Annotated in this window: 28 protein-coding genes and 1 tRNA gene; 17 read left to right on the top strand and 12 right to left on the bottom strand. The window is 59.1% G+C overall.

Features of this window, described 5'->3' with window-relative positions; genetic code table 11:
• Nucleotides 1-6: 6 nt before the first annotated feature.
• The 4 genes from FGL86_RS13740 (at nt 7) to nudC (ending at nt 2,952) form a co-directional block, all read left to right on the top strand.
• Nucleotides 7-804, top strand: coding sequence for a class I SAM-dependent methyltransferase (locus tag FGL86_RS13740; protein WP_147185110.1), 798 nt, complete (start codon nt 7-9; stop codon nt 802-804).
• 55 nt (nt 805-859) lie between these two features.
• Entirely contained in the window at nt 860-1,318 is a 459-nt protein-coding gene (gene rnhA / locus FGL86_RS13735; protein WP_147186207.1) for a ribonuclease HI, read from the top strand.
• Nucleotides 1,319-1,382: 64 nt separating this feature from the next.
• Complete coding sequence (gene dnaQ / locus FGL86_RS13730) at nt 1,383-2,159, top strand: DNA polymerase III subunit epsilon (RefSeq protein ID WP_147185109.1); 777 nt, start codon at nt 1,383-1,385, stop codon at nt 2,157-2,159.
• A gap of 1 nt (nt 2,160) precedes the next feature.
• Nucleotides 2,161-2,952: an NAD(+) diphosphatase gene (gene nudC, locus FGL86_RS13725; RefSeq protein WP_147185108.1), complete on the top strand. Its 792-nt coding sequence runs from the start codon at nt 2,161-2,163 to the stop codon at nt 2,950-2,952.
• 1 nt (nt 2,953) lies between these two features.
• On the opposite strand, the gene FGL86_RS13720 is transcribed toward nudC, so the two are convergent.
• Nucleotides 2,954-3,268 (bottom strand): SCP2 sterol-binding domain-containing protein, encoded by a 315-nt coding sequence (locus FGL86_RS13720; RefSeq protein WP_147185107.1) that lies wholly within the window; start codon nt 3,266-3,268, stop codon nt 2,954-2,956.
• A 59-nt stretch (nt 3,269-3,327) separates the two neighbouring features.
• Here FGL86_RS13720 and sohB point away from each other — a divergent pair, with 59 nt between their 5' ends.
• Nucleotides 3,328-4,359, top strand: a complete 1,032-nt coding sequence (gene sohB / locus FGL86_RS13715) for a protease SohB (protein WP_147185106.1) — start codon at nt 3,328-3,330, stop codon at nt 4,357-4,359.
• 8 nt (nt 4,360-4,367) lie between these two features.
• On the opposite strand, the gene FGL86_RS13710 is transcribed toward sohB, so the two are convergent.
• Nucleotides 4,368-4,682 carry an ArsR/SmtB family transcription factor gene (locus FGL86_RS13710; RefSeq protein WP_147185104.1) on the bottom strand — a complete coding sequence of 105 codons (315 nt, stop codon included), beginning with the start codon at nt 4,680-4,682 and terminating at the stop codon, nt 4,368-4,370.
• A 362-nt stretch (nt 4,683-5,044) separates the two neighbouring features.
• Between FGL86_RS13710 and FGL86_RS13705 the strand changes: the two genes are divergently transcribed.
• The 3 genes from FGL86_RS13705 to FGL86_RS13695 all read left to right on the top strand — a co-directional run bounded on the left by FGL86_RS13705 (nt 5,045) and on the right by FGL86_RS13695 (nt 8,624).
• Nucleotides 5,045-6,979, top strand: coding sequence for a propionyl-CoA synthetase (locus FGL86_RS13705; protein ID WP_147185103.1), 1,935 nt, complete (start codon nt 5,045-5,047; stop codon nt 6,977-6,979).
• Nucleotides 6,980-7,091: 112 nt separating this feature from the next.
• Complete coding sequence (locus FGL86_RS13700; RefSeq protein ID WP_147185102.1) at nt 7,092-7,781, top strand: 7-cyano-7-deazaguanine/7-aminomethyl-7-deazaguanine transporter; 690 nt, start codon at nt 7,092-7,094, stop codon at nt 7,779-7,781.
• A gap of 51 nt (nt 7,782-7,832) precedes the next feature.
• Nucleotides 7,833-8,624, top strand: a complete 792-nt coding sequence (locus tag FGL86_RS13695) for an alpha/beta fold hydrolase (protein WP_147185100.1) — start codon at nt 7,833-7,835, stop codon at nt 8,622-8,624.
• Here the strand turns inward: FGL86_RS13695 and FGL86_RS13690 are convergent.
• Nucleotides 8,612-9,691 carry an ABC transporter substrate-binding protein gene (locus tag FGL86_RS13690; RefSeq protein WP_147185099.1) on the bottom strand — a complete coding sequence of 360 codons (1,080 nt, stop codon included), beginning with the start codon at nt 9,689-9,691 and terminating at the stop codon, nt 8,612-8,614. The two genes, FGL86_RS13695 and FGL86_RS13690, sit on opposite strands and share 13 nt — an antisense overlap.
• A gap of 137 nt (nt 9,692-9,828) precedes the next feature.
• Between FGL86_RS13690 and FGL86_RS13685 the strand changes: the two genes are divergently transcribed.
• Together FGL86_RS13685 and FGL86_RS13680 are read left to right on the top strand one after the other, a co-directional pair.
• On the top strand, nt 9,829-11,535 hold the full coding sequence (locus FGL86_RS13685; RefSeq protein WP_147185098.1) for a potassium/proton antiporter: 1,707 nt from the start codon (nt 9,829-9,831) through the stop codon (nt 11,533-11,535).
• Nucleotides 11,536-11,612: 77 nt separating this feature from the next.
• A tRNA-Ser gene (locus FGL86_RS13680) sits at nt 11,613-11,702 on the top strand.
• 75 nt (nt 11,703-11,777) lie between these two features.
• Here the strand turns inward: FGL86_RS13680 and FGL86_RS13675 are convergent.
• Together FGL86_RS13675 and FGL86_RS13670 are read right to left on the bottom strand one after the other, a co-directional pair.
• Entirely contained in the window at nt 11,778-12,275 is a 498-nt protein-coding gene (locus tag FGL86_RS13675) for a carboxypeptidase regulatory-like domain-containing protein (RefSeq protein WP_147185096.1), read from the bottom strand.
• Nucleotides 12,276-12,412: 137 nt separating this feature from the next.
• On the bottom strand, nt 12,413-13,216 hold the full coding sequence (locus FGL86_RS13670; protein ID WP_147185095.1) for a DUF1206 domain-containing protein: 804 nt from the start codon (nt 13,214-13,216) through the stop codon (nt 12,413-12,415).
• Between the two features lie 115 nt (nt 13,217-13,331).
• Between FGL86_RS13670 and FGL86_RS13665 the strand changes: the two genes are divergently transcribed.
• The 7 genes from FGL86_RS13665 to FGL86_RS13635 all read left to right on the top strand — a co-directional run bounded on the left by FGL86_RS13665 (nt 13,332) and on the right by FGL86_RS13635 (nt 16,778).
• A complete protein-coding gene (locus FGL86_RS13665) occupies nt 13,332-13,814 on the top strand; it encodes an NUDIX hydrolase (RefSeq protein WP_147185093.1) in 483 nt (160 codons plus the stop codon).
• A gap of 84 nt (nt 13,815-13,898) precedes the next feature.
• Nucleotides 13,899-14,567, top strand: a complete 669-nt coding sequence (locus tag FGL86_RS13660; RefSeq protein WP_147185092.1) for a Bax inhibitor-1/YccA family protein — start codon at nt 13,899-13,901, stop codon at nt 14,565-14,567.
• Between the two features lie 84 nt (nt 14,568-14,651).
• Nucleotides 14,652-15,044, top strand: coding sequence for a sulfurtransferase complex subunit TusD (gene tusD / locus FGL86_RS13655; protein ID WP_147185090.1), 393 nt, complete (start codon nt 14,652-14,654; stop codon nt 15,042-15,044).
• A gap of 72 nt (nt 15,045-15,116) precedes the next feature.
• Nucleotides 15,117-15,512 (top strand): sulfurtransferase complex subunit TusC, encoded by a 396-nt coding sequence (gene tusC / locus FGL86_RS13650; protein WP_147185088.1) that lies wholly within the window; start codon nt 15,117-15,119, stop codon nt 15,510-15,512.
• 38 nt (nt 15,513-15,550) lie between these two features.
• Nucleotides 15,551-15,826, top strand: a complete 276-nt coding sequence (gene tusB, locus FGL86_RS13645; RefSeq protein ID WP_246131634.1) for a sulfurtransferase complex subunit TusB — start codon at nt 15,551-15,553, stop codon at nt 15,824-15,826.
• On the top strand, nt 15,826-16,221 hold the full coding sequence (locus FGL86_RS13640) for a TusE/DsrC/DsvC family sulfur relay protein (RefSeq protein WP_147185085.1): 396 nt from the start codon (nt 15,826-15,828) through the stop codon (nt 16,219-16,221). The genes tusB and FGL86_RS13640 overlap by 1 nt, the downstream gene beginning before the upstream one ends.
• Entirely contained in the window at nt 16,218-16,778 is a 561-nt protein-coding gene (locus FGL86_RS13635) for an acyl carrier protein phosphodiesterase (RefSeq protein WP_147185083.1), read from the top strand. The genes FGL86_RS13640 and FGL86_RS13635 overlap by 4 nt, the downstream gene beginning before the upstream one ends.
• Nucleotides 16,779-16,799: 21 nt before the next feature.
• On the opposite strand, the gene FGL86_RS13630 is transcribed toward FGL86_RS13635, so the two are convergent.
• From FGL86_RS13630 to FGL86_RS13600, 7 genes are all read right to left on the bottom strand, one after another.
• A complete protein-coding gene (locus FGL86_RS13630; protein ID WP_147185081.1) occupies nt 16,800-18,011 on the bottom strand; it encodes a molybdopterin molybdotransferase MoeA in 1,212 nt (403 codons plus the stop codon).
• Entirely contained in the window at nt 18,001-18,534 is a 534-nt protein-coding gene (moaB, locus tag FGL86_RS13625) for a molybdenum cofactor biosynthesis protein B (RefSeq protein ID WP_147185080.1), read from the bottom strand. Before moaB ends, FGL86_RS13630 begins: the two co-directional genes overlap by 11 nt.
• Entirely contained in the window at nt 18,531-18,851 is a 321-nt protein-coding gene (locus tag FGL86_RS13620) for a DUF1244 domain-containing protein (protein ID WP_147185079.1), read from the bottom strand. The genes moaB and FGL86_RS13620 overlap by 4 nt, the downstream gene beginning before the upstream one ends.
• Nucleotides 18,852-18,937: 86 nt before the next feature.
• Nucleotides 18,938-19,981 (bottom strand): formate dehydrogenase subunit gamma, encoded by a 1,044-nt coding sequence (locus FGL86_RS13615; protein ID WP_147185077.1) that lies wholly within the window; start codon nt 19,979-19,981, stop codon nt 18,938-18,940.
• 9 nt (nt 19,982-19,990) lie between these two features.
• Complete coding sequence (fdh3B, locus tag FGL86_RS13610) at nt 19,991-20,620, bottom strand: formate dehydrogenase FDH3 subunit beta (RefSeq protein ID WP_147185076.1); 630 nt, start codon at nt 20,618-20,620, stop codon at nt 19,991-19,993.
• 37 nt (nt 20,621-20,657) lie between these two features.
• Nucleotides 20,658-23,510: a formate dehydrogenase subunit alpha gene (locus tag FGL86_RS13605; RefSeq protein WP_147185074.1), complete on the bottom strand. Its 2,853-nt coding sequence runs from the start codon at nt 23,508-23,510 to the stop codon at nt 20,658-20,660.
• A gap of 15 nt (nt 23,511-23,525) precedes the next feature.
• The gene (locus FGL86_RS13600; protein WP_147185073.1) at nt 23,526-23,756 is read right to left on the bottom strand and encodes a twin-arginine translocation signal domain-containing protein; all 231 of its coding nucleotides are present in this window, start codon (nt 23,754-23,756) and stop codon (nt 23,526-23,528) included.
• Between the last annotated feature and the right edge of the window lie 23 nt (nt 23,757-23,779).

Genomic DNA, 23,779 nt, shown 5'->3' with positions numbered 1-23,779 from the left:
CGAAGCGTGTCAAATTCACAATCGCCTTTATGGCTGACGCGGCAGGTCAACGAAGGACGACTTTACTGGTCGTCTCCCGCGGGGCAGGCACAGCGCCAGGCGGAACAGGCCTGTCTGGGGCCGGTCTGCGAACGGCTTTTTGGCGCTCATAGCCTTGAACTCGGGCTGGGGGAGCGCATCGCCGACATGTGCCCGATTCGCCACGCCATGAGCTGGGCACCCACTCGGGAACTGGCGCTGCGAAAGGAAACCCTGGTATGTCTACCTCATCAACTGCCGCTGCCGGATGAATCCCTGCAGTTGGTGATTGTTCATCATCTGCTTGAAGTGGTGGCGCATCCCCATCACGTGCTTCAGGAGTCCGCTCGGGTGACCGCCCACAATGGGCGACTGATCATCTTCGGCTGGGGGCCGCTGGGCTGTTCCGGATGGTCTCGGCTCTGGCCGGCGCGGCGCGGACGCCTGCCCTGGCGCGGACATTGGCGTACGCCGGGCAGGCTCAGGGACTGGCTGGCATTTGTGGATTTCGAGATCGAGCGCGTAGACTATTGCGGTTTTCGTCTGCCCGGCAGGCTACCTCGCAACAGCGTACTGGAGACCCTGGGAAGGCGTTACAACCTGCCCTGGGGAGATGCTTTCATGATCCAGGCGCGCCGTCGAGCGCAGCCGATACAGGTGGATAAACCCCGCATCGGCCTGGTCGCGCCTCTGACCAATACTTCCTTGGCAAGAACTCGCCAGGTTGCACGGCTTGATCATTCGCGTTCCGGCGCCGGCGACTCGAAAAGGACTCAGGTTGACTGACGACAAGACATCATCCCCCAGTACACTCTCCGGCGAAGCGCCAACCCGCAAGCCGCTGCCCAAGGTGACGATCTACACCGACGGCGCCTGTCGCGGCAACCCCGGCCCTGGCGGTTGGGGGGCGATCATGCAAAGCGGTGATCACCAAAAGGCGCTGAACGGCTTCGAGGCCGACACGACCAACAACCGCATGGAGCTGATGGCAGCGATCATGGCGCTGAAAGCCTTGACTCGAGCTTGCGATGTGGCGCTATGGACGGATTCTCAATACCTGCGTAAAGGGATTACCGAGTGGATTCACAGCTGGCAGAAGCGCGGCTGGAAGACCGCGTCGCGACAGCCGGTCAAGAATGCGGAACTCTGGCAGGCGCTGCTGGCGCAGACAAGACGCCATCGTATCGACTGGCACTGGGTCAAAGGACATAGCGGCCATCCCGGCAACGAGCGAGCGGACGAGTTGGCCAATGCGGCCATCGACGACCATGCAACGCTTCGAAAGAGTCGCGCTAGATGATTATGCTATTTATACCGTTATCTTATCATTGAGCCCGAAGTACTTATCATTTTCGAGAGACACCATGCGTCAGATCATTCTGGATACGGAAACCACCGGCATCGATCCCAAGGAGGGCCACCGTTTGATCGAGATCGGTGCGGTGGAAATGCTCAATCGTCGCTTGACCGGCAATACCTATCACCAGTACATCAACCCGGAGCGCGAAATCGAGGCGGAAGCGATTGGTATACACGGCATCACCAATGAGCGAGTCGCCAACGAGCCGGTGTTCGCGGCGATCGCCGATGAATTCTGGGCTTTCATACGCGGGGCGGAGCTGGTGATTCACAACGCCCCCTTTGACGTGGGATTTATCGATCACGAGTTGCGAAAGCTCAACACCGGACGAAAGGGGCCAAAGCTCGGGCCGGTGGCGGAGCATTGCCGGATCCTTGATACGCTGCGCCTGGCACGCAACAAGCATCCGGGCCAGCGCAACAATCTCGATGCGCTGTGCAAGCGATATGCGGTGGACAATACACAGCGGGTGCTGCACGGCGCGCTGCTGGACGCGGAGATTCTCGCCGACGTTTATCTGGCAATGACCGGCGGCCAGACCGCGCTCACCTTGAGCGCCGACCCCGGCGAGAACGATACGGATTCTGCCGCGCAGCGCCATGCCGGAGGCATTCGTCGGCTATCGGAGAATCGAGCGCGTTTGAGTGTGGTGCAGCCCAGCGTGGAAGAGCTTGGCGCCCATCACGAGACGCTGGCGCGAGTTCGTCAGGCTTGCGGCGAATGCCTGTGGGAGCAACGGCTCGGCGAAGGCTGGCTGAATGGGCAGAGAGAGGAAAGTTGACATGTTTCATCGTGAATTGCCTCTGCATGCCCGGGCGGGTTGGCTGATTCGGCTTCATGAAGGGCGTATTGCACCGGGAAGCGAGGGCGGGTTGCTGCAACCCTGGCAGCCTTGGCCGGAAGACGTGGTTCTGCTGGGTTATTGGAACGATGACCCGGTCGCGATGATCATCGAAACCGATCCTCCCCCCGCTGCGCAGGATTGGCCGACGGGGCGTCAATGGCTGAGCCGATTGCCGGAGTCGCAGTTCTCGCTGTTGTCCACGGCGCTTCAGGTAGGCAGCTGGTGGCGAGATCATCGTTTTTGTGGTCGCTGCGGGAGCCACGCCGAACGCATCGTCAGGGAATTCGCCATGCACTGTCCCAACTGTGGACATCGCAACTATCCGCGCATTTCGCCCTGCATCATCACTCTAGTCACCCATGGCAAGGATATGCTGCTGGGGCGTAACCGCCGTTTTCCGCCGGGGCGCTATTCGACCCTGGCGGGATTTATCGAGGCGGGAGAGTCCGCGGAAGAGGCGGTTCGTCGAGAGATCTATGAAGAGGTGGGCATCACCTTGGGACCTATTCGCTATTTCAAGAGTCAGGCCTGGCCTTTTCCGCATTCTCTGATGCTGGGTTTCTTCGCGGAGGCGACGAGCCGGCGCATTCGCATCGACGAGGATGAAATCGCCGATGCCGCCTGGTTTTCACCGACTCAGGCGCTGCCTCAGCTGCCGCCGATCTATTCCATTTCCCGGGCATTGATCAATGCGCATCTGAACGCCATGAAGGGGGAGGCAGCGAAATAGCCTACCGCTTCGAAGGAAACAGCTGGCCAAGCTTGGGCGCCAGCATCAGATTGCCGGTGGCTTTCAGCCTGCCGCTCATGAAGGCGTTCATGCCGCTGATTTCACCGTTCATGATATCGCGCAGGGTATCCAGGGACATGGACAGCGATACGGAGGGCTCGTCGTGTTCCCCTTCGCCGATTTCCAGGGTGCCATCCTGGATGACCAGAAAATGATCCGGTATATCGCTGAAGTGGAATTGAAAGACCTCGTGCATGCCTTGGGCGGCTTGAGGGTCGAAGCGTCGATGCAACTTTTCGATCTGTGGGCTGGTCATCAAGGTGGCTCTTGTGAATGCGCAAGTAAAATTGATACCACAAACTGAAGGAGAGGGCGTTGAGCGAATGGATGACGGAGTATGCCATGTTCCTGGCCCAGACGCTGACCCTGGTATTGGCGCTGGGGGCCTTGATTCTGCTCCTGATGAAAGGGCGTGGCGACAGCGGTGAGTCGGTACGCTTGAAGATCGAGGAGCTCAATACCCGTCAGCAAAAGCGGGTCAGGCGCCTGCGGGTGGCGGCGAGCGAAAAAGGACAGCGCAAGGCACTGCTCAAGGGGTTTCGCAAGTCGGACAAGGCGCGGCAAAAAGAAAGGATGCCGGAACAACACGCTACCGTCTGGGTGCTGGATTTCCACGGCGATATCAAGGCCAGTGGTACGTCGCGTCTCGCCCAGGAAATATCGGCGATTCTCGATGTGGTGGAAAAAGACGACGAGGTGGTGATTCGTCTCGAGTCCGCCGGCGGCCTGGTGCATGCCTATGGCCTGGCGGCGGCCCAGCTCGATCGTCTGCGGGAAGCGGGTATTGCCACGCGCATCTGCGTGGACAAGGTGGCGGCCAGCGGCGGTTACATGATGGCCTGCTGCGCGGATCGATTGCAGGTGGCGCCTTTTGCGGTGCTGGGCTCCATTGGCGTGGTGGCACAGTTGCCCAACGTGCATCGCCTGCTTAAGCGAAACGATATCGACATGGAAATTTTTACCGCCGGGCGTTACAAGCGCACCCTGACCGTGCTGGGAGAAAATACCGAGGAAGGGCGCGAGAAGTTCGTCGAGGATCTCGAGCGAACCCATGAATTATTCAAGAGCTTCGTTGCCGCTCGTCGCCCGCAATTGTCTATCGACGAAGTCGCCACCGGAGAAATCTGGTATGGCTGTGAATCACTGGAGCGCAAGCTTGCGGATGAAGTCGCGACCAGCGCTGCCTACCTGCATGGCAGGCTGAATGATGCGCGCGTGTTGATGGTACAGCTGGAAGCCCAGAAGAAATTGCCGCAGCGGCTGGGATTGGCGGTTTCTCGGGGAATCGAGAGTGCCGCGGGGAGGCTGCTGGAAGTGATGGACGCGAGTCGTTGGTTGAAACGATGAGTGGGGGGCTAGGTAAAGAGCTTCCCGAGCGCATTGATGATCTGGCGGGCCTGCTGCCCCTGCAGGGAATAATAGATGGTTTGCGAGACGCGCCGGGTCGCGACAATGCCTTCTCGGCGCAGAATCGCCAGATGCTGAGACAGGGCGGACTGGCTCAGGTTGAGCCGCTTGTTGAGCTCGGTGACCGACATTTCTCCTTCATCCAGCAGGCATAGAATGCGCAGCCGATTTTCGTTTGCCATGGCCTTGAGCAGCGCGGTCGCTTGACCCAGCCCCGGTTCGTCAGCTTGGAGAAGCTGGATGGCAGATTGGCGCATGCTCATGAAAAAGACTCCCTATTGAACGCTCGCGACTGAATCGCTGTCCGCCTCACCTTGGCGTTTGACGCAAATTCACGACTCTCGGCTTAAATTCTTGACTGGTTGAAGACTGATTTCATTATTACCTTAACTTTATTTAGCTAAATTTGGACCATCCTGCCCCTTCAAGATTCATTGCTGTTAAACGTTGATTCAATGATAGTTGATGGATTGCAATACGTTAAAGGTGAGTCCTTGTTTCGCCTTGGTTGTCGACAATATTGAAAGGGATACCGTCGAATTAGCCGATGGTATGAAGGAAAAACCCGTAATTTACTCTATTGTGTCAACAATGATTCCGGTTCTATTCAGCCAGGGGTAGTGTCATGCAGGCGCATCAGCAGAGTTCTCGAAAGCGTTATCAAGAAAGTTATCGCCAGTCGATCGATCATCCGGAAACCTTCTGGAAGGAACAGGCCGCGCGCATCCCTTGGTTTACCTTTCCGGATACCATCCTGGCTTGGGATGAACAGCAGCATGCCCGATGGTTTGTCGATGGTGAGATGAATATCTGTCATGCCGCCCTGGATCACCATGTGGATGAGGGACGTGGCGAGCAGACAGCCTTGCTGTGGGATTCTCCGGTAAGCGGACAGAAACGACGCATGAGCTACCGCGAGATGCGCGATGCCACCGCCGTGTTTGCCGGTGCCTTGCGGAACCTGGGGGTCGAGAAGGGCGATCGGGTAGTGATTTACATGCCGATGGTGCCGGAGGCGCTGATCGCCATGTATGCCTGCGCGCGCCTCGGTGCGGTGCATTCCGTGGTATTCGGTGGATTCGCCGCCCACGAGCTGGCGGTTCGTATCGATGATGCTTCCCCCAAGGTGGTGATTGCCGCCTCCTGTGGCATCGAAGTCGATAAAATCATTCCCTACAAGCCGATTGTCGATGCCGCTCTGACGCAAAGCACGCATCAGCCGGATGCCTGTGTCATCTTGCAGCGCGATGCCTGCCTGGCGGAGTTGAGTGACGGTGATCACGAGTGGCATTCGCTGGCGGCGGACGCCGAGCCGGCGGCCTGCGTTTCGGTCAAGGCCACGGACCCGCTGTATGTACTTTACACCTCCGGCACCACCGGCAAGCCCAAGGGGGTCGTTCGCGATCATGGCGGCTATGCGGTGGCGCTTGCCTATTCCATGGAAGCGGTTTACGACATGGCGCCGGGGGAAGTGTTCTTTTCCGCTTCCGATGTGGGCTGGGTGGTCGGTCATTCCTATATCGTCTATGCGCCATTGTTGCGCGGCTGCACCACGGTGGTTTATGAAGGCAAGCCGGTGCGTACCCCGGACGCCGGCGCCTTCTGGCGGCTGATCGAGGAATATCGCGTCAAGGCCTTCTTTACCGCGCCCACCGCCTTTCGCGCCATCAAGAAGGAGGACCCGGAAGGCACTCACTTGGCGCAGTACGACATCAGCTGCTTGAAGAATCTCTTCCTGGCCGGGGAACGGCTGGATCCGCCGACCTACCACTGGTTGAACAAGCTGCTCGAGCGGCCAGTGATCGATCACTGGTGGCAGACGGAAACCGGCTGGCCCATCGCCGCCAACATGATGGGTATCGATCCCGTACCCACCAAGGCCGGTTCCGCGACGTTTCCGGTGCCAGGCTATGACGTTCGCATACTCGACCCGGACGGTGAGGAGGCAGGCCCCAACATCCAAGGCAGCGTAGTTATTCGCCAACCGATGCCCCCGGGCTGCCTGACTACCATCTGGCAGAATCCGGAGCGCTTTCACAAGGCGTACATGGCGACGTTTCCGGGGTTCTACTTGACCGGGGACGGAGGCTACTTCGACAAGGAAGGCTATTTGTTCGTGATGGGGCGTACCGACGATGTCATCAACGTGGCGGGGCATCGTCTGTCCACCGGGGAAATGGAAGAAGTGCTGGGCGCTCATCCGGCGGTGGCGGAATGTGCGGTCATCGGCATTCGCGACGCCTTGAAGGGTCAGGTGCCGGTGGGTCTGGTCATTCCCAAGGACGGTTTCGACGGGGATACGTTGGCGCTTGAGAACGAGCTTAAACAGCAGGTGCGCGAGAAGATCGGCGGTATTGCCGGGCTTCAGGAAGTGCTGGTGGTCTCGCGTCTGCCCAAGACCCGTTCCGGCAAGATTCTGCGCAAGCTGCTGCGTACCATCGCGGACGGAGAGGAGTACGCGGTTCCTTCCACCATCGACGATCCGGGGAGTTTGCAGGACGTGCACGACAGTATGCGTGAGCGGGCGCTGGGTCAGGCGGAGCAGGCCCGGCAGCGGTAGAACGGCTTTTCTCGACACGCCTCCAGCCGCTATAATGCGGTCTTCGTCGCCACGGTCATGCCGTGGCGTCTTTTCATAGGGTTCCCTCACCCCTCGAGAAAAAAGGTCTTGAATGTTTCAGCTTTCTTTCACCCAGATGCGCCGCTGCCTGGCGCTGCTGGTTGCTTTTCATATCACGGTAATCGCCGCCAGCAATTTTCTCGTACAGCTACCTTTTGAGGTGTTCGGGCTGCACACCACCTGGGGAGCCTTCAGCTTTCCTTTTATCTTCCTGGCCACGGATCTGACCGTGCGGCTGTTCGGCAAGGAGCCCGCTCGGGCAATCATCGGGCGAGTCATGCTGCCGGCGCTGGTGGTGTCCTATGCAATCTCCGTGGTGTTTCCTCAGGGTAGTTTCGCCGGCCTGGAAGCATTGGGTAGCTGGAACCTGTTCGTGGCGCGCATCGCGCTTGCCAGTTTCATGGCCTATGTCCTGGGCCAACTGCTCGACATCCACGTTTTTGATCGCCTGCGGCGGCTGCGGGCCTGGTGGGTGGCACCGGCGGCATCCACGGTACTGGGCAATCTGGCGGATACTTTCGCGTTTTTCTCGATTGCCTTCTATGCCAGCCCGGATGCCTTCATGGCCAAGCACTGGGTAGCAATCGCCTGGTTCGATTACGCCGTCAAGCTGGGTATCAGCCTGATGTTTTTCCTGCCACTCTATGGTCTGCTGCTGGCCTGGTTGAGCCGTCGCCTGGTAACGCTGACCGGCCAACAGGATCGTGATCCGGCGCTGGTTGGCACCAGTCGTTCGGGGTAAGCGCCGCCATGAAGTCATTCACGGCACGGAATGGATAGCAAAGGACTCTTTATGGGACTTGAACTGCACAGTATCGATAGCGGCGGCGACGGCACGCCGCTGGTCGTCATTCATGGCCTGCTGGGTAGCGCGGACAACTGGCGCTCGCTGCTCAAGCAGTGGCAGCGTCGTTACCGCACGGTGGCGATCGATCTACGCAACCATGGCCGTTCGCCCCACGCCGCGGGCATGAGCTATGCGGCCATGGCGGAAGACGTGCTGGCGGTGCTGGATAAGGCGAATATCGAGCGCTGCCATCTCTTGGGTCATTCCATGGGCGGGAAGGTTGCCATGAGCATCGCCAGGCTGGCGCCGGAGCGTCTGGCCTCGCTGATCGTCGCGGATATCGCGCCGGTGACCTATGGCCACTACCACAACAATATCTTCGAGGCACTTCGCCGTGTCGAGCGGGCGCGTCCCGACAGTCGCCAGCAGGTGGATGAATTGATGGCGGAAACTATCGACGATAAGGACGCGCGGCTCTTTCTGGCGACCAATCTCATGCGTAGCGAACCTGATGGAGCTCTCGTCTGGCGGGTAGGACTCGATGAAATCGAGGCGGACTATGAGGAAATTCGCGGCGAACCCGCCGGCGAGGGCAGCTTTGACAAGCCAAGCCTGATACTTCGCGGCAGTCGCTCCAACTATGTGACCGATGACATGCTGCCCAAGCTGCGCCAGATACTGCCCCAGGCCCAGGTGGTAACGTTGGAGGCAAGCCATTGGTTGCATGTTGAACAGCCCAAGGCATTTCTGGGCGCCGTCGACGCTTTTCTCGATGAGGTCGAGCGTCAAGGCGCATAGATATCCACCGCTAGGCGAGATACCGGGTGGAGCGTCTCGATCTCGCCTCGGTCTTTGAGAAATTTCTCGAAACGCGCATAGCGATGACTGTCCAGGCCTGCAGGACTCAGGGAGAATCGTCGAATCAAAGCCGGCCAGGCGCGTCGGTTTGCCGGAGTATCGAGACTTGGTTCGACTTCGACCAGACGCTGCCATGCCTTCTCCGGATGATTGACCAGCCATAGGCTGGCCCGTTCGATCGCCGTGACCAGATGCTGGATGGTTTCGCGCTGGCGCTGCAGGTGGTTACGATTGGCAATCAGGATCAGGCCATCATAAGCAGGAACGCCATGTTCCTCGATTAGAAAACCGCGACTGAGCACGCCTTCACGGCTTAGTTGTTCGGCGAGCATGGGGCGCTGCCCGCCTATCACTGCGTCGACTCGCTGCTGAACCAGCGCCTGCACCACGTCGAAATCCACATCTTTCAATGACACATCGTCCAGAACCAGTTCGGCGTCTTCCAAGAGAGTGGAAAGGCTTGGAGACAGGTTGTCTTCCACCGCGTAGCCGATGTCCTTGCCGGCCAGCTGCGCGATATCGGTGATCTTGCTGTCTTCTCGCACGGTAAGCAGGGCGAGCGGGCTGTCGATCAAGGTGGCGACACGAATCAACGGCTTTTGTTCGGCGATATCCAGGTGCAGCCTGGGCTGGCGCGTCAACGCCAGGTCCGCCCGTGAAGCCGCCACCAGCTTGCTGGGCACGCTGGGATCCGCCGGCGTGACAATTTCCAGTTCGATATCGTCGGTTTCCAGGTAGCCCAGGGCCTTGGCCAGGTACACCGGGGCGTGCTGCGGGCCAGGATACCAATCGAGTACCAGTCGCAGTTCGCGCTTGGGTGGCGGGACGATCGGTTCCGGCGGTGCGATCTCTCTTTGCGAGGCTTCCAGTGCCGCCGTCTGAGACGCTCGAGATTGAGAAGCCTCCCCAGGGGCGGCGCTTGAGGCTACCGGTTCCGATGAAAAAACCGGCTCCAGGAAAAATAGAGGCAACGACGTCAGCAACAAATAGCGCAAGACAGACATCATGTAGTCTTTTTCACCCTAATAATCTCGCATGAGTTCGCAAATTGGCTTGAGTATCAGTGAGTAATATTGCCTACGCATCGCCGCGAATAAGGCGGTATGACATAATACGTTTTTTATTCACGCAATAGCGGATCGCCATGGATAGCATCAATTCGTTCTTTTTGCTTAGTGGTTTCCTGATTGCGCTAAGCATACTTGCCAGCCGCTTATCGTCATTTTTTGGGTTGCCTTTACTGGTCATTTTCTTGGTTCTTGGCATGCTTGCCGGCGAAGAAGGTGTGCTGGGCATCAAGTTCGATGATTACTCCCTGGCCTTTGTGATCAGCCATCTGGCCTTGGCGATGATCCTGCTCGACGGTGGGCTACGCACTCGCCTAAAGACCTTTCGGGTCGCTTTCAAGCCAGCGCTTTCACTAGCGTCATTTGGGGTGGTGGTTACTGCAGGTATCGTCGGACTTTTTGCCGCCTGGATATTTGATTTAACCCTGATTCAGGGGCTATTGGTGGGCGCTATTGTCGGTTCCACGGACGCGGCGGCGGTGTTCGCGCTGCTATCCGGTCGTGGCATGAACCTCAACGAGCGCGTCGCGGCAACGCTGGAAATCGAGTCCGGCACCAACGACCCCATGGCAATTTTTTTGACGCTGACCTTAATCGAATTGATGATGGGTGAGATTGGCGGTGTCGGCGAAACCTTACTTTTTTTAATTACGCAATTTGGTTTGGGCATTGGTATCGGCCTGGGCGGCGGCTGGCTTTCCGCCAAGCTATTGCGCTGGCTGGATCTGGCGCCAGGACTTTATTCCCTCTTAGCGCTGGCGCTGGGGTTTTGTGTATTCGGAATGACCGGGGCGCTAGGGGGTAGCGGTTTCCTGGCAATCTACTTGGCCGGTTTGATGATCGGCAATCAGCCCGGGCGGCATCTCAATTTCATTCTGCCGGTACATGACGGTTTGGCCTGGCTGAGCCAAATTGGACTGTTTTTAGTGCTGGGGTTATTGGTGAATCCCAGTGAGGTGCTTGAATACGGCGTTTCGGCAATGTTGGTGGCTCTGGTGCTGACCTTCATTGCACGACCCTTGGCGGTGTTGATCATCATCAAGCCCTTTTTCAAGTTTCGCTGGCGAGAAATCGGTTTTATCTGTTGGGTTGGGCTACGCGGAGCGGTGCCTATCGTACTGGCAATTTTTCCCGTCATCGGCGGCGTAGAAAACTCGGTGCTCTACTTTAATGTTGCCTTTGCGGTGGTGCTGCTTTCACTGGTGATTCAGGGGGGCACCATACCGCTGATGGCACGCTGGATGAAGGTCGAAGTGCCGCTAGGCGTCACTCCACATCGGCGTGGGGCGCTTGGAGTGCTGCCGGAGAACGATTACGAGATGTTCGTTTACACGGTGGAAAACGATGCCTTGGAAGATGCGCCGATACGTCTGCTGCGCTTTCCCTCCGGAGCGCTGATTTCCGCCTTGTTTCGCGAGCATTCCATGCTGCATCCCAAGGGCAGTACTCGTCTCAAGCTGGGTGATGTGATTTGCATCATCGGACGCTCCAAGGATTTGCCGGCGCTCAATCGCTTGTTCAACGGCGATGCTACCCTCAAGCGTGAACGCGCCTTCTTCGGTATCTTCACTCTCGATGGCGACGCCCTGATGGGTGATGTGGCTCAAGCCTATGGCTTGACCTTGAGCTCCGGCGAGCAGGATATGACTCTGGGAGAGTTCATATCGCTACGGGTCGGTGGGCATCCGGTGGTGGGTGACGATGTGGACTGGCACGGCATCCACTGGGTCGTCAGCGAAATGGAGGGCAACAAGGTGACACGGGTAGGATTAAAGCCTTATTGATACAACCATTTTGGCAGCAGGCATCTGATTCGCTATTGACGAACAGGTCCAGGCTGGTAGTATACGACGCCGTGACCGGAGGGATGGCAGAGCGGTTGAATGCACCGGTCTTGAAAACCGGCAAGGGTTAACGCCCTTCCAGGGTTCGAATCCCTGTCCCTCCGCCACCTTGCTTATAGAATTCAGCATTGAAACCAGCCAGTTACGGCTGGTTTTTGTTTTTAGCTGTCTTGAATCTCCACTTAGCGCCCCAAGATTACGCTGACCGTCCTGCCGGATCTTGCCCTCACTTGGCTGATCACGACCTTGTTTCCCAGCTTGCCTGCCACATAGTAGTCGCCGGCAGCGAGACCACTGATACTGAAATTGCCGTTGGCGTCCACGTTGGCGTAGTGCGTGTAGGCTTGGGCTCGTGGGTCCGGGGATTCGATCGGCTTGCCCGACAGGGCGATTTCCGCCGCCTCCGCGGAGTAGGAGGTGACGGGTGCGATGGACACCCGACGACTGCTACCGGCGGGAAGAGAGCCGTTGCCTAGCCTGCCTTTGATAGCGGCGTTACCGGTTTTCTTCAGCGATGCGTACTCTGCCTCTGGAAAATCCACGTCGCGCTTGACGGTATCCGGTCTCGAAGGTGCCGGGCGAGGCTTGTCCGACGGCTGCGGCAAGGTTTCCACCGTGGGCGGCGGGGGCGGGGTATGGGTATCCTTCGACCAGGGCGATAGTGCCTGACAGCCGGTCAAGAATAGACTGATTACGAATAGTAGGAGCCATCCTCTCATCGTTTGTTTTGTTTCCCTGTTGCCTTGATAGTGGCTTATTAAAAAGGGATTCATGTGCTCGGTATGTTCTATGCTGGTGCGAAATACCGGCTGGTGAATCATGAAACGTCGCGAAAGCGCGCGTTGAGCAGGCAGTAGCCACCATAGCTGATGAGACCCAGCGCGACGATACCCAGCAGCCAGGGTCCGAAAGGCTGACTTGCCAGGGTGCTCAAGGCGCCGCCAAGACCCTCTGCTTGATCCGGATTGGTGTTCCAGGCGGCCAGGCACAAAAAGCCTCCGATGATCATGAAAACCACGCCGCGAGCGCTGAGTCCCCATCGAGTGATACCCTCGGCGACCTTGAGCTGGTGTCGACTCATTTCCTGAGTATGCCAGTTCTTGAGATAGGAGCGCTTCACCGCCCGCCAGATTTGGCGAATTCCAACCCCGATGAAGACCAGCCCCACGGCGAAAACGAGATAGACGCCGCCGGGATAGCTCATCAGTTTCGCGGTACGATCCTCCGTGGACCCACCGCTGGAATAGGCAGCGTTCAAGATGATATCGAAACAGTAGACCCCCAAACCCGCATAGGTGATACCGCTGATGACAAAGCCGATACGGGTAACGATACCCTTGGCGTCACTTCCCTTGTTTTCCGTGTCTGACCAGGCTTGAACGAAACGCCAGATGGTATAACCGAAAAGCCCGATACCCAGCACCCCAAGCATGAAACCGCCGAAGGGTTGGCTCGCTAACGAATTGATCGCCTCTTTCGAACTGGCATTCTTGCCGCCCAGGCCGACCGCCGCCATTATCGCCAGACCGCCGATAAGAAGATAGACGACGCCCTTGGCGATATAACCCATGCGAGCTACCGCTTTTTGTCCTTTATGCGCGGTTGCGTTAGCGTCTTTCATAAGAGTCCCTCTTGATGTACGTCGTACAAAGCATCGTCTAAAAAAGAAAAGCTGGCAAAGAGGATCGTGAAAACTCTTTGGCCTTATATAAGTACAAGCGACTAGGAGAAATACCATGACAGGTACTGGGAAAAAACCCGTTTCACCGGCCGTAGGCGTGCTGGCCTTGGTGGCTCGAGACGACAAGGTATTGCTGGTGTGTCGAGGCAATGCGCCTCGCCAGGGTCTATGGGGATTTCCGGGTGGCAAGGTCAAGTGGGGGGAGCAGCTGCGGGCGGCGGCGGTAAGAGAACTGCTGGAGGAAACCGGTATCGAAGCGCGCCCGGAAGCCATTGTCGACGTACTGGAGACCCAGGAGGGCAGCGATATCGAAAATCCGGATTTTCATTATGTGCTGATCGCGGTGTACTGCCGGTGGCTGGCGGGAGATCCATTCGCCGCGGACGACGCCCAGGATGCTGCCTGGTTCAGCCTTGAGGAAATCGCTGATTTGAAAGATACCGCCATAGCGGCGGTGGCCCCCCTCGCCAGGCGCATACTCGAAGAACCCTCGGATTTGTTGAAAAAGCGTGAGTGGCAGGGCATGGGTGGGAATTAAGTGTGTTGCGGCTCTTGCCGAAGGAACCCAGAGGCGTCATCCTAGGTCTATAATATCGATTCATTTATACAGGAGCCTTGATCGATGGCCTTTCAAGAGTCACATCTAACTCAACGCCAGGGTTCTGCGGTAAGCGCCAATAAGGTACTTCGCAATACCTATGGCTTGTTGGCGATGACCCTGCTTTTTTCCGCCATGACCGCCGCCGCCGCCATGGCGATGGGGATCGAGCGAATCAATATTCTGGTCTTTTTCATCGGCGCCTATGGGCTGATGTTTCTGGTGCACAAGACCGCCAATTCCGCCGCGGGACTTTTGTCGATCTTCGCATTTACCGGTTTCATGGGCTTTACCCTAGGGCCGATACTCAACGCCTATCTGACGCTGCCCAACGGGGCTGAACTGGTCATGACCGCCTTGGCGATGACTGGTGCGACCTTTATCGGTCTGTCCGCGATAGCGCTGATCACGCGCAAGGATTTCAGTTTTCTCGCCAACTTCATCATGGCCGGCGCGATCGTGCTGATTCTGGCAATGGTGGTGGCGCTGCTCTTCAATATCCCGGCTCTCGCGTTGGCGGTTTCAGCGGGATTCGTGCTGTTTTCCTCCGCGGTGATTCTCTATCAGACCAGTGAAATCGTGCATCGTGCCGGTGAGACCAACTATATCATCGCTACCATCACGCTTTTCGTCTCCATCTACAATCTCTTTATCAGCCTGCTGGCGCTGCTGGGTATCGCCAGCAACGATTGATCCCAATCAGCAATCTTGCATGACACGGCCCCGCTTCTTGCGGGGTTTGTGCGTTCAGGAACAGGTCATTCGGAAGTCGATAAGATGCGCTATGCGTTACTCGTGCAAGGGAGTCCCTACAGCGACCAGGCATCGCACTCTGCTCTGCGCTTTGCTCATGCGCTAGTCAGTCGAGGGCATCATCTGGCGACGGTATTCTTCTACCATGATGGCGTTTACAATGCGGCTCGCTTGTCCGCGCCTCCTCAGGATGAACCTCACCTTTGCGATGCCTGGTGCAGCCTGCATGAAACCCAGGGTACGGAACTGCTGGTCTGTATCGCTGCAGGATTGCGAAGGGGGCTGCTTAATGAACGCGAGGCGGCGCGCCACGGCAAGACAGGCCATAGCCTCGCGGCGCCTTTCGAATTGACGGGGCTCGGCCAACTGATAGAGGCCGGTTTGTCTCACGATCGACTGGTTACCTTTTCGCCCTGAGCGATGTCTATCGTAAAGATTGCCAAGCAAAGAAGCTCGAGAAGCAGCGAGGGAGGCGGCAGGGAGACCGGCATGAGTAGTGTTGTACCTGAGCGTAATGAGAGTGAACTCACAGGTGATGTGCTGGTGGTGCTGCGCCACGCGCCTCAAGGTACGAGCTGGCTGCGGGAGGGGTTGGATAGCGCTCTGGTCGCGGCGGCCTTCGGTCAGCGGGTCAGCCTGCTGTTTCTGGGGGACGGTGTGCTGGCGCTGTTGCCCAATCAGACCAACGGCCCCCTAAACCAAAAGGGCACCCAAGGCCTGGTTGAAATGCTACCGCTTTATGACATTGATAATGTGCTGGTGGACAAAGAAGCCCTCGCTAGGCGGGGGCTTGATGAACAGACGTTGTTGTTGCCGGTTCGAGGCATCGATTCGCCTGCCATCGCCACGATCTTTCATCGGCATCGGCTGGTATTGAACTTTTAGGGTGTTTCGAGGGCCTCATCGGCATGATTTTGCATATCTTGAACCGTTCTCCATCCGCTAGCCGTGTCTATCAAGACGCGTTGAGCGCGATGGACTCGACGGACTGTCTGATCCTGACCGAGGACGGGGTGCAGGGTGCATTGCCTCAACTGGTCGACTATTTTGGCTCCTTGGAGGGGCGGCTCTTTGCTCTGCGAGAGGATCTGGCGGCACGCGGGCTGGAAGGACGCTGCGCGGATCATGTCGTGGTGGTGGATGTGGATGGCTTCGTCGAACTGACCGAGGAAGCGGAAAAGACCGTGAGCTGGTTTTAATGGCAAGCACGCAAATATACCGTTATCTTGATTTATCATCAATCAGTAAAAAAGCTGAGAAGACAGATGATCGAGTCGGATTGGATCCGGAAGGCTACCTAATCGACCTCGATGACTGGAATCCGCAGGTCGCAAAAGCGCTGGCGCGAGCCGAAGGCCGTGAGTTGCACGAGGAGCACTGGGAAATCATCGATATTGTCCGGGGCTTCTACAAGCGTTTCGAGACGGCGCCTGCCATGCGCCCGCTGGTCAAGACAGTAACCGGCACTCTGGGGCCGGAGAAGGGCAATTCCCTTTATCTGATGCGGCTGTTTCCCGAAAAAGATGTTCAGGAAAGCCCTGCAAGGATTGTGGCTCGGCTGGCTGGGTTGCCTAAACCGACCAACTGCTTATGAACTTTCTTGCCCATGCCTGGCTGGCCAAAGGCGGCAGCGACGATTTTCTGTATGGCAACTTGATCGCCGACGGCGTAAAGGGGATGAATCTGGAAATCTGGAATCTCCGAGTAGCGGAAGGCATTCGTCATCATCGCCGAGTCGACGCCACTATCGATCGTCATCCTCGCGTACTGGCGGCACGCCAACGGGCCCCGCAGGACAAGCGCCGTTACGCGGGAATCGCGCTGGATCTCGTCTGGGATCACTTTCTAGCGCGTCAGCAGAAGATCCAACCGGGGCATCAGCGTTTGATCGAACGCTGCTACCGGGTGCTGGGTCGGCGAGCCGCGCCGGCCCGCCTGTCCAGCATGATACCGGTACTGATTGATCAGGACTGGCTGAACGCCTATGCGGATTTCGACTTCACTTGCCGCGCCATCGCCGGAATCGGCACCAGGCTTTCCGGGCCCAATCGCCTGGCAGAGCTCAGGCCCTGGCTGGAAGAAGACTATTTCCGGCTCGAAGAAGATTTCAACGCGCTGTGGCCGGAGCTTGTCGCGCAGCTTCAGCGCTGAATCAAATTCGTCAATAGTCGCTCAAGCTTCTACCAGCCACAGACACTCGACTTCATCACCCACGGCAATCTCGGCCTGTTCCGGAATTACCGCCAGGGCATTGGCCTCCACGCAGGAAGAGAGCACCGCGGAGTTCTGGTCTCTGAAGGCGTTGGCTACCGGACCTTGTTCCGTGAAGGCAAGTGCTACGCGCATATAATGACGGCGTATGCCGTTGCTGGTGGAAAAAGCCGTACGAGCGCGAATTCTCGGCAACGCCTCGAGCGCCGGACAGCCCAGCAGGGCACCGATCAGGGGGCGCAGGAAGATCCAGGCGCCGACGAAGCCGGAGACCGGGTTGCCCGGCAAGCCGACGAAGCGCGTCTCGCCGTTATCCCGAGGCAGGCGGCCCAGGGCCAGCGGCTTGCCGGGGCGCATGGCGAGACGCCATAAATCCAGCTGACCCAATTCCTCCAGGGCAGCCTTGACATGATCCTCTTCGCCCACGCTGACGCCGCCGGTGGAAATCACCACGTCCGCGCACTGTGCCGCCTGTTTCAGAATGTCGCAGGTAGCGGCGTAATCGTCCGGCACGCTTTCCACCATCACCATTTCTGCGCCGAAACGCTCCAGCAGCCGCTTGAGCATCGCTCGGTTCGAGTTGTAGATCTGTCCCGGCGCCAAGGGCAGGCCGGGATCGATGATCTCGTCTCCAGTGGAGAGCAGGGCGACTCGCGGGCGCTTGCATACCACGACTTCAGTGATTCCCTGGCCCGCAAGCTGCCCCAGCGCCGCGGCTTCCAGCTTCAGGCCGGCACCCAGCAACTGGCTGCCCTGGGCCACGTCACGCCCGCGACGACGGATATTGTCCCCGACGGGAATGCCCTCGGGAATGAAAATACCGGTGTCGCGGCTTTCGGTACGCTCCTGCATGACCACGCAATCCGCACCCGGGGGGATTTCGCCGCCGGTGAAGATGCGCGCGCAGCCGCCGGGCATCAGCGGTGCTGCCGGGTGGCCGGCGGCGATACGCTGAATCATCGGCAATACCTGGCCGGCCTCCGCGGCCCGTAGCGCATAGCCGTCCATGGCGCTGTTGTCGAAACCGGGCACGTCAAGGCGTGCGGTGACGCTTTCCGCCAGCACGCGGCCCGCCGCCTGATCGCAGGGCAGTCGTTCGCCGTCCAGGGGCGTGATGCCTTCGAGCATGGCCGCCAGGGCGGCTTCAACGCTTTTCAGGGGGTTATCCGCCATGCTGGCCTCGTCCGGGAATCACCAGATTGGCGAAGTTGCAGGGCTTGTGGCTGCCGTCCAGCTGCTCTTTCAGAATGCCGTTCCAGGCGGTGCGACAGGCGCCGGTGGAGCCGGGCAGACAGAAGATCACGGTATGGTTGGCAAGCCCTGCCAGGCAGCGGCTCTGGATCGTGGAGCTGCCGATTTCCTGAAAGGAAAGGTGGCGAAACAGCTCGCCGAACCCTTCGATCTGCTTGTCGAGCAGCACCTTGACCGCTTCCGGGGTGGAATCTCTGCCGGTAAAGCCGGTACCGCCAGTGGTCAAGATCACCTGCACGCCGGAATCCGCGATCCAGGCGCTGATCTGAGCACGAATACGGTAGACGTCGTCCGCGACGATACGCTTTTCCACCAGGGTGTGGCCCGCGGCCTGCAAGCATTCCACCAGCGCGGCACCGCTGCGATCGGTTTCTTCCGTGCGGGTATCGGAAATCGTCAACACGGCGATATGCAGCGGCTCGAATCCTTGGGTGGCGGCACTCATGAGGATTTCTCCTCACCGTGAGAATGACGAGCGGCCAAGGCTTCCAGCTTATCCGCGGAGGCGGGAGTCTGGTACTTGACCTTCCATTCCTCGTAGGGCATGCCGTAGACGTATTCCCGAGCCGCGTCGTAGGAAAGCTCGACGCCACGTTCGTCCGCGGCGGCGGCCAGCCACTTGGAAAAACAGTTGCGACAGAAACCCGCCAGGTTCATCAGGTCGATGTTCTGCACTTCCTTGTGCTCATCCAGGTGCTTGAGCAGACGCCGAAAGGCCGCAGCCTCGAGTTCGGTGCGAGTGGCGTCGTCGATATGTTGCATGATCGTACTCCTGCGAATAGTAATGCGCCTAGCATAACAAAAGGACACCGCCGATTGGCGGTGTCCGATTCTTTCCGAGAAAAGCGCTAATTGGGCCGGTGCGAGGCCGCCTCGTCAAAGCTTCCCTTGTCCACGTGTTCCGGCAGGGTGGTGTGTTCCTTGACCTCGTCATACCACAGGTTGTGGTGTTCCTTGGCCCAGGTTTCGTCCACGTAGCCGGTGGTCATGGCCTCGAGGGAGCCTTCCGTGCCAACGGTGCCGATATAGATATGACCCAGCGCCACGGCGGTCAGCCCCAGGGCGCCGACAGCGTGGATCACGTTGGCCCACTGCATGCCGTCCCGAGTCTGACCGAAGATCGGAAAATCCAGCACCAGGCCGCTGATGATGACCAGCAGGCCGGCACTGGCCAGCAGCCAGTACCAGGCCTTTTCCCCGGCGTTGGCGAAGCCCGCGTCCACGTGGCCCTTGCCGATCAGGCCGCCGCCTTTCTTGAACCATTCCAGGTCGTGTGCCCTGGGTAGATTCACCTTCAGCCACTTGGCCAGGATGATGATCAGCAGAATGCCGAACAGCGGCCCCAGGTAGTTGTGCAGCAGCTTGGTGCCGGCAATCATCGGCGCCCAGAAGCCGTCGCCGAACAGCGGCTTGAAGACGAATTTGCCATACATCAGGTTGAGTCCGGTCAAGGCCAGCAGGATGAAAGTCGTGGCGGTGGACCAGTGCAAGGTGCGCTCGAAGACGGTCCAGCGCAGCAGGCGTCGGCCGGTGCGCGGCGCCTCCAGCTTCTTGCTGCCGAAATACAGATAGAAGCCGAGGATCATCAGCGCCATGCCGACGATGGCGATCACGCCAAAGGTCGATACCCAGCGATTACGTATCTGCCGCCAGGTTTCGCCGCTGGCGTTGATCAGGCTGTAGTTCGAGTCATAGCGGGTATCTCGAGCGCCCTCGTTGGTCGCCACCTGCTCCCAGGTACGCTCGTCGACACCGGAGAGCGCGGTCTCGATCTCTGCCTGAGGGTCCGCGCCCAGGGCGTGAGACATGCCGAGTGACAGCAGGATGCACGCCATGGCGAGAAAAGCTGCAAGCCAGCGTGCCGCGAGGTTATAGGAAAGCCGACTGGTCATGGTAACCCCCTAGGCGTGCTTGGTGGCGTCGACCGCCAGGTTATCGATGGCGGAAACGTCGAAGGTTTCCGGTGCGGTCTGCGGCCAAGGCGCGTCGCGGTAGCCGCGCAGGGCGGAGCGGCGCTGGAAGATATCCTCGAGCACATCCTTTTCTCCCGCGAGCAGCGCCTTGGTGGAGCACATCTCCGCGCAAAGCGGCAGCTTGCCCTCGGCGATGCGGTTGGCGCCGTACTTGGCGTATTCCTCTTCCTTGGTTTCCGCCGGGCCGCCGGCACAGTAGGTGCACTTGTCCATCTTGCCGCGTTCGTTGAAGGCATTCTGCTTGGGGAACTGCGGCGCGCCGAAAGGGCAGGCGTACAAGCAGTAGCCGCAGCCGATGCACAGATCCTTGTCGTGCAGCACGATGCCGTCCGCGGTCTTGTAAAAGCAGTCCGTGGGACACACCGCCATGCAAGGCGCGTCGTCGCAGTGCATGCAGGCGACGGAAACGGACATTTCGCTGGGCTGACCGTCGTTCAGGGTGACTACCCGACGACGCTGAATGCCCCAGTCCGTCTCGTTGGCATTCTTGCAGGCGGTGACGCAGCCGTTGCATTCGATGCAGCGCTCCGCGTCGCAGGTAAATTTCATCTTGGCCATGGGTCTCTCCTCACCTTATGCTTTTTCGATACGACACTTATGCTTTTTCGATACGGCATAGGGTGCATTTGGATTCCTGCATCTGGGTCACGCTGTCGTAACCGTAGGTGGTAGCGGTGTTGGCGGCTTCCCCTTGGATATAGGGAGCACTGCCTTCGGGGTAGTGGCTTAACAGATCTTCGCCCTGGAAAATCCCCGCGAAGTGGAAGGGCATGAACACCACGTCTCGGGCGACCCGAGGGGTGACCATGGCCATGACCCTTACCCGACCGCCTTCGGCGCCTTCCACCCAGACCATTTCGCCTTCCGCGATACCCAGCTCGCCGGCGAGCGCCGGGTTGATCTCCACGAACATCTGCTGCTGCAGCTCCGCCAGCCAGGACATGGAGCGTGTCTCCTCGCCACCGCCTTCGTATTCCACTAAGCGCCCGGAAGTCAGAATGATCGGATAGCGATCCGTGACGTCCTTCTCCTGGATGGAGCGATACAGGGTCGGCAGGCGATAGAAGGAGTTCATGTCCTCCCAGGTGGGGAACTTGTCCACCAGGTCGCGGCGATTGGTATAAAGCGGCTCGCGATGCTTGGGAATCGGATCCGGGAAGGTCCAGACGTTACAGCGTGCCTTGGCGTTACCAAAGGGCGCGCATTCGTGGGCGATGGCCACCCGCTGGATACCGCCGGAAAGATCCGTCTTCCAGTTCTTGCCCTCGGCGGCCTGCTTTTCCTGCTCGGTCAGTTCGTTCCACCAGCCGAGATCCTTGAGCATCTGGGCGGTGAACTCGGGATAGCCATCATCCAGATCCGAGTTCTCGCTGTAGACGCCATCCGCCAGCAGCGAGACGCCATCGTGCTCGATGCCGAAACGGGCGCGGAAGGTCAGCCCGCCTTCGGAAACCGGCTTGCTGGTATCGTAAAGAATCGGCGTGCCGGGATGGCGCATTTCCGGCGTACCCCAGGACGGCCAGGGCAGGCCGTAATAGTCGCCCTTGGCCGGGCCTTTCTTCGCTTTCAGATCATTGAAGCTGAAGGTATGCCAGTTCTTTTGATGCTCCTTGAGCCGCTCCGGGCTCTGGCCGGTGTAGCCCACGGTCCACATGCCGCGGTTGAATTCCCGGGTGATGTCTTCGATCAGCGGCTCGTCGCCGTTCATCTCGTAGTTCTTGACCAGTTCGTTGCCAAAGCCCAGCTTGCGGGCCAGCAGGTACATGATCTCGTGGTCCGGCTTGGATTCGAACAGCGGCTCGATCACCTGGTCCCGCCACTGCAGGGAGCGGTTGGTGGCGGTCACGCTGCCGGTGGTCTCGAACTGACTGCAGGCGGGCAGCAGGTAGACGCCATCCTTGCGACCGTGCATTACCGCCGCCACGGTGGGGTAGGGGTCGACGATCACCATCATGTCCAGCTGCTGCATGGCTTTCTGCATTTCCACGCCGCGGGTCTGGGAGTTGACCGCATGACCCCAATAGAACATCGCCTTCAGGCGCGTGCGCTGGGCGATATCCTCGTCCTGTTCCAGCACCCCGTCGATCCAGCGGGACACGGTGATGCCGTTGGTGTACATGGGCTTGCCGTCGACGTATTCGGTCTGGTCAAAACGGCTCTTGAGCCATTCATAGTCCAGGTCCCAGACCTTGCCCCAGTGCTGCCAGGCATCTTCCGTCAAACCGTAGTAGCCCGGCAGGGAGTGGGACATCAAGCCCAGATCCGTGGCGCCCTGAACATTGTCGTGACCGCGGAAGATGTTGGTGCCGCCCCCGGACTTGCCCACGTTGCCCAGGGCCAGCTCGAGAATGCAGTAGGCTCGGGTATTGTTGTTGCCGGTGGTGTGCTGAGTGCCGCCCATGCACCAGACCACGCAGCCCGGTCGATTCTGGGAAAGCCGCCAGGCGGTGTCGCGCATGTCGTCGCCGGAAACTCCGGTGATGTTTTCCACGACGTCCGGCGGATAGTTGGCCACTTCCTTGCGCACGTCGTCCATGGCGTAGACCCGCTGGTCGATGTACTCCTTGTCCTCCCAGCCGTTCTCGAAGATATGCCACAGAAGCCCCCACACATAGGCCACGTCGCTGCCCGGGCGCAGGCGCACGTACTTGCTGGCCTTGGCGGCGGTGCGGGTGAAGCGCGGGTCGACCACGATGATATCCGCATGGCTGCGTTCCTTGGCCAGCAGGATATGCTGCATGGCGATAGGGTGCGCCTCGCAGGGGTTGGAGCCGATCAGCAGGATCGAACGGCTGTTCTGCAGATCGTTGAGGGAGTTGGTCATTGCCCCGTAGCCCCAGGTATTGGCAACCCCGGCCACGGTGGTGGAATGACAGATGCGCGCCTGGTGGTCGGTATTGTTGGTACCGAACAGGGCGGCGAACTTGCGCATCAGATACGCCTGCTCGTTGCTGAACTTGGCGGAGCCCAGCCAATAGACGCTGTCCGGGCCGTGCTGCTCCCGCAGCGCCAATACCTTGTCGCCGATTTCCTCGATGGCGTCTTCCCAGGAAAGACGCTGCCACTGGCCGTTGACCAGTTTCATGGGATATTTGAGGCGCCGGGTGGAGTGGCCATGTTCCCGCAGCGAGGCGCCCTTGGCGCAGTGGGCCCCGCGATTGAAGGGATGATCGAAGGCGGGTTCCTGACGGGTCCAGACGCCTTCCTGAACCTCCGCGTAGACGCCGCAGCCCACGGAGCAGTGAGAGCAGATGGTACGTTTGACTTCGACCGGCGCGTCGCTGTAGGCGGTCTTTTCCGCCGCGTTGCCGCGCTCCATCATGGTATTGCCGAACAGCCCGATCCCGGCGATACCACCTGTGGCGGCGCCGCTTCGCTTAAGAAACTGGCGGCGGGAGATACCCAGCTTGGCAGCGGCAGGCTGTGACGATTTGCGTGTCAGGCGCATGGCGATTTTCTCCCGTCAGTCCTGCAGGGTGGCATAGAAAGCGCGGATATGATCGGTTTCCCGGTAACGAGGAACCTCTGGCGTGGAGCGTAGAACGTCGATTTTGGCCGGCCCTGTGCTGGCGGCCTGAGTGAAAGGCACCTGCGCCACGGCCATCGCGGTACCACTCGCCCCGAGAAGGCGCAGAAAACGACGACGCTCGGGGTTGAGCGTAGCGGCTTTATCAGTGGTCTTGAGAATTGTCATCAGTGTTTCCTCACGCTAGATAG

This window comes from Pistricoccus aurantiacus, from assembly GCF_007954585.1.
Classification (GTDB): Bacteria; Pseudomonadota; Gammaproteobacteria; order Pseudomonadales; family Halomonadaceae; genus Pistricoccus; species Pistricoccus aurantiacus.
This window is presented reverse-complemented; position numbering and strand designations above follow the sequence as displayed.

Coding starts and splice junctions, on each gene's coding strand:
- moaB (WP_147185080.1), bottom strand. CDS start 18,534: ATGAGTGCCGCCACCCAAGGATTCGAGCCGCTGCATATCGCCGTGTTG.
- FGL86_RS13720 (WP_147185107.1), bottom strand. CDS start 3,268: ATGACCAGCCCACAGATCGAAAAGTTGCATCGACGCTTCGACCCTCAA.
- FGL86_RS13710 (WP_147185104.1), bottom strand. CDS start 4,682: ATGAGCATGCGCCAATCTGCCATCCAGCTTCTCCAAGCTGACGAACCG.
- FGL86_RS13700 (WP_147185102.1), top strand. CDS start 7,092: ATGTTTCAGCTTTCTTTCACCCAGATGCGCCGCTGCCTGGCGCTGCTG.
- FGL86_RS13695 (WP_147185100.1), top strand. CDS start 7,833: ATGGGACTTGAACTGCACAGTATCGATAGCGGCGGCGACGGCACGCCG.
- FGL86_RS13670 (WP_147185095.1), bottom strand. CDS start 13,216: ATGAAAGACGCTAACGCAACCGCGCATAAAGGACAAAAAGCGGTAGCT.
- tusC (WP_147185088.1), top strand. CDS start 15,117: ATGAGTAGTGTTGTACCTGAGCGTAATGAGAGTGAACTCACAGGTGAT.
- FGL86_RS13630 (WP_147185081.1), bottom strand. CDS start 18,011: ATGGCGGATAACCCCCTGAAAAGCGTTGAAGCCGCCCTGGCGGCCATG.
- dnaQ (WP_147185109.1), top strand. CDS start 1,383: ATGCGTCAGATCATTCTGGATACGGAAACCACCGGCATCGATCCCAAG.
- fdh3B (WP_147185076.1), bottom strand. CDS start 20,620: ATGGCCAAGATGAAATTTACCTGCGACGCGGAGCGCTGCATCGAATGC.
- FGL86_RS13605 (WP_147185074.1), bottom strand. CDS start 23,510: ATGCGCCTGACACGCAAATCGTCACAGCCTGCCGCTGCCAAGCTGGGT.
- FGL86_RS13705 (WP_147185103.1), top strand. CDS start 5,045: ATGCAGGCGCATCAGCAGAGTTCTCGAAAGCGTTATCAAGAAAGTTAT.
- FGL86_RS13665 (WP_147185093.1), top strand. CDS start 13,332: ATGACAGGTACTGGGAAAAAACCCGTTTCACCGGCCGTAGGCGTGCTG.
- FGL86_RS13600 (WP_147185073.1), bottom strand. CDS start 23,756: ATGACAATTCTCAAGACCACTGATAAAGCCGCTACGCTCAACCCCGAG.
- FGL86_RS13615 (WP_147185077.1), bottom strand. CDS start 19,981: ATGACCAGTCGGCTTTCCTATAACCTCGCGGCACGCTGGCTTGCAGCT.
- nudC (WP_147185108.1), top strand. CDS start 2,161: ATGTTTCATCGTGAATTGCCTCTGCATGCCCGGGCGGGTTGGCTGATT.
- FGL86_RS13640 (WP_147185085.1), top strand. CDS start 15,826: ATGGCAAGCACGCAAATATACCGTTATCTTGATTTATCATCAATCAGT.
- FGL86_RS13620 (WP_147185079.1), bottom strand. CDS start 18,851: ATGCAACATATCGACGACGCCACTCGCACCGAACTCGAGGCTGCGGCC.
- FGL86_RS13635 (WP_147185083.1), top strand. CDS start 16,218: ATGAACTTTCTTGCCCATGCCTGGCTGGCCAAAGGCGGCAGCGACGAT.
- FGL86_RS13690 (WP_147185099.1), bottom strand. CDS start 9,691: ATGATGTCTGTCTTGCGCTATTTGTTGCTGACGTCGTTGCCTCTATTT.
- tusD (WP_147185090.1), top strand. CDS start 14,652: ATGCGCTATGCGTTACTCGTGCAAGGGAGTCCCTACAGCGACCAGGCA.
- FGL86_RS13685 (WP_147185098.1), top strand. CDS start 9,829: ATGGATAGCATCAATTCGTTCTTTTTGCTTAGTGGTTTCCTGATTGCG.
- FGL86_RS13660 (WP_147185092.1), top strand. CDS start 13,899: ATGGCCTTTCAAGAGTCACATCTAACTCAACGCCAGGGTTCTGCGGTA.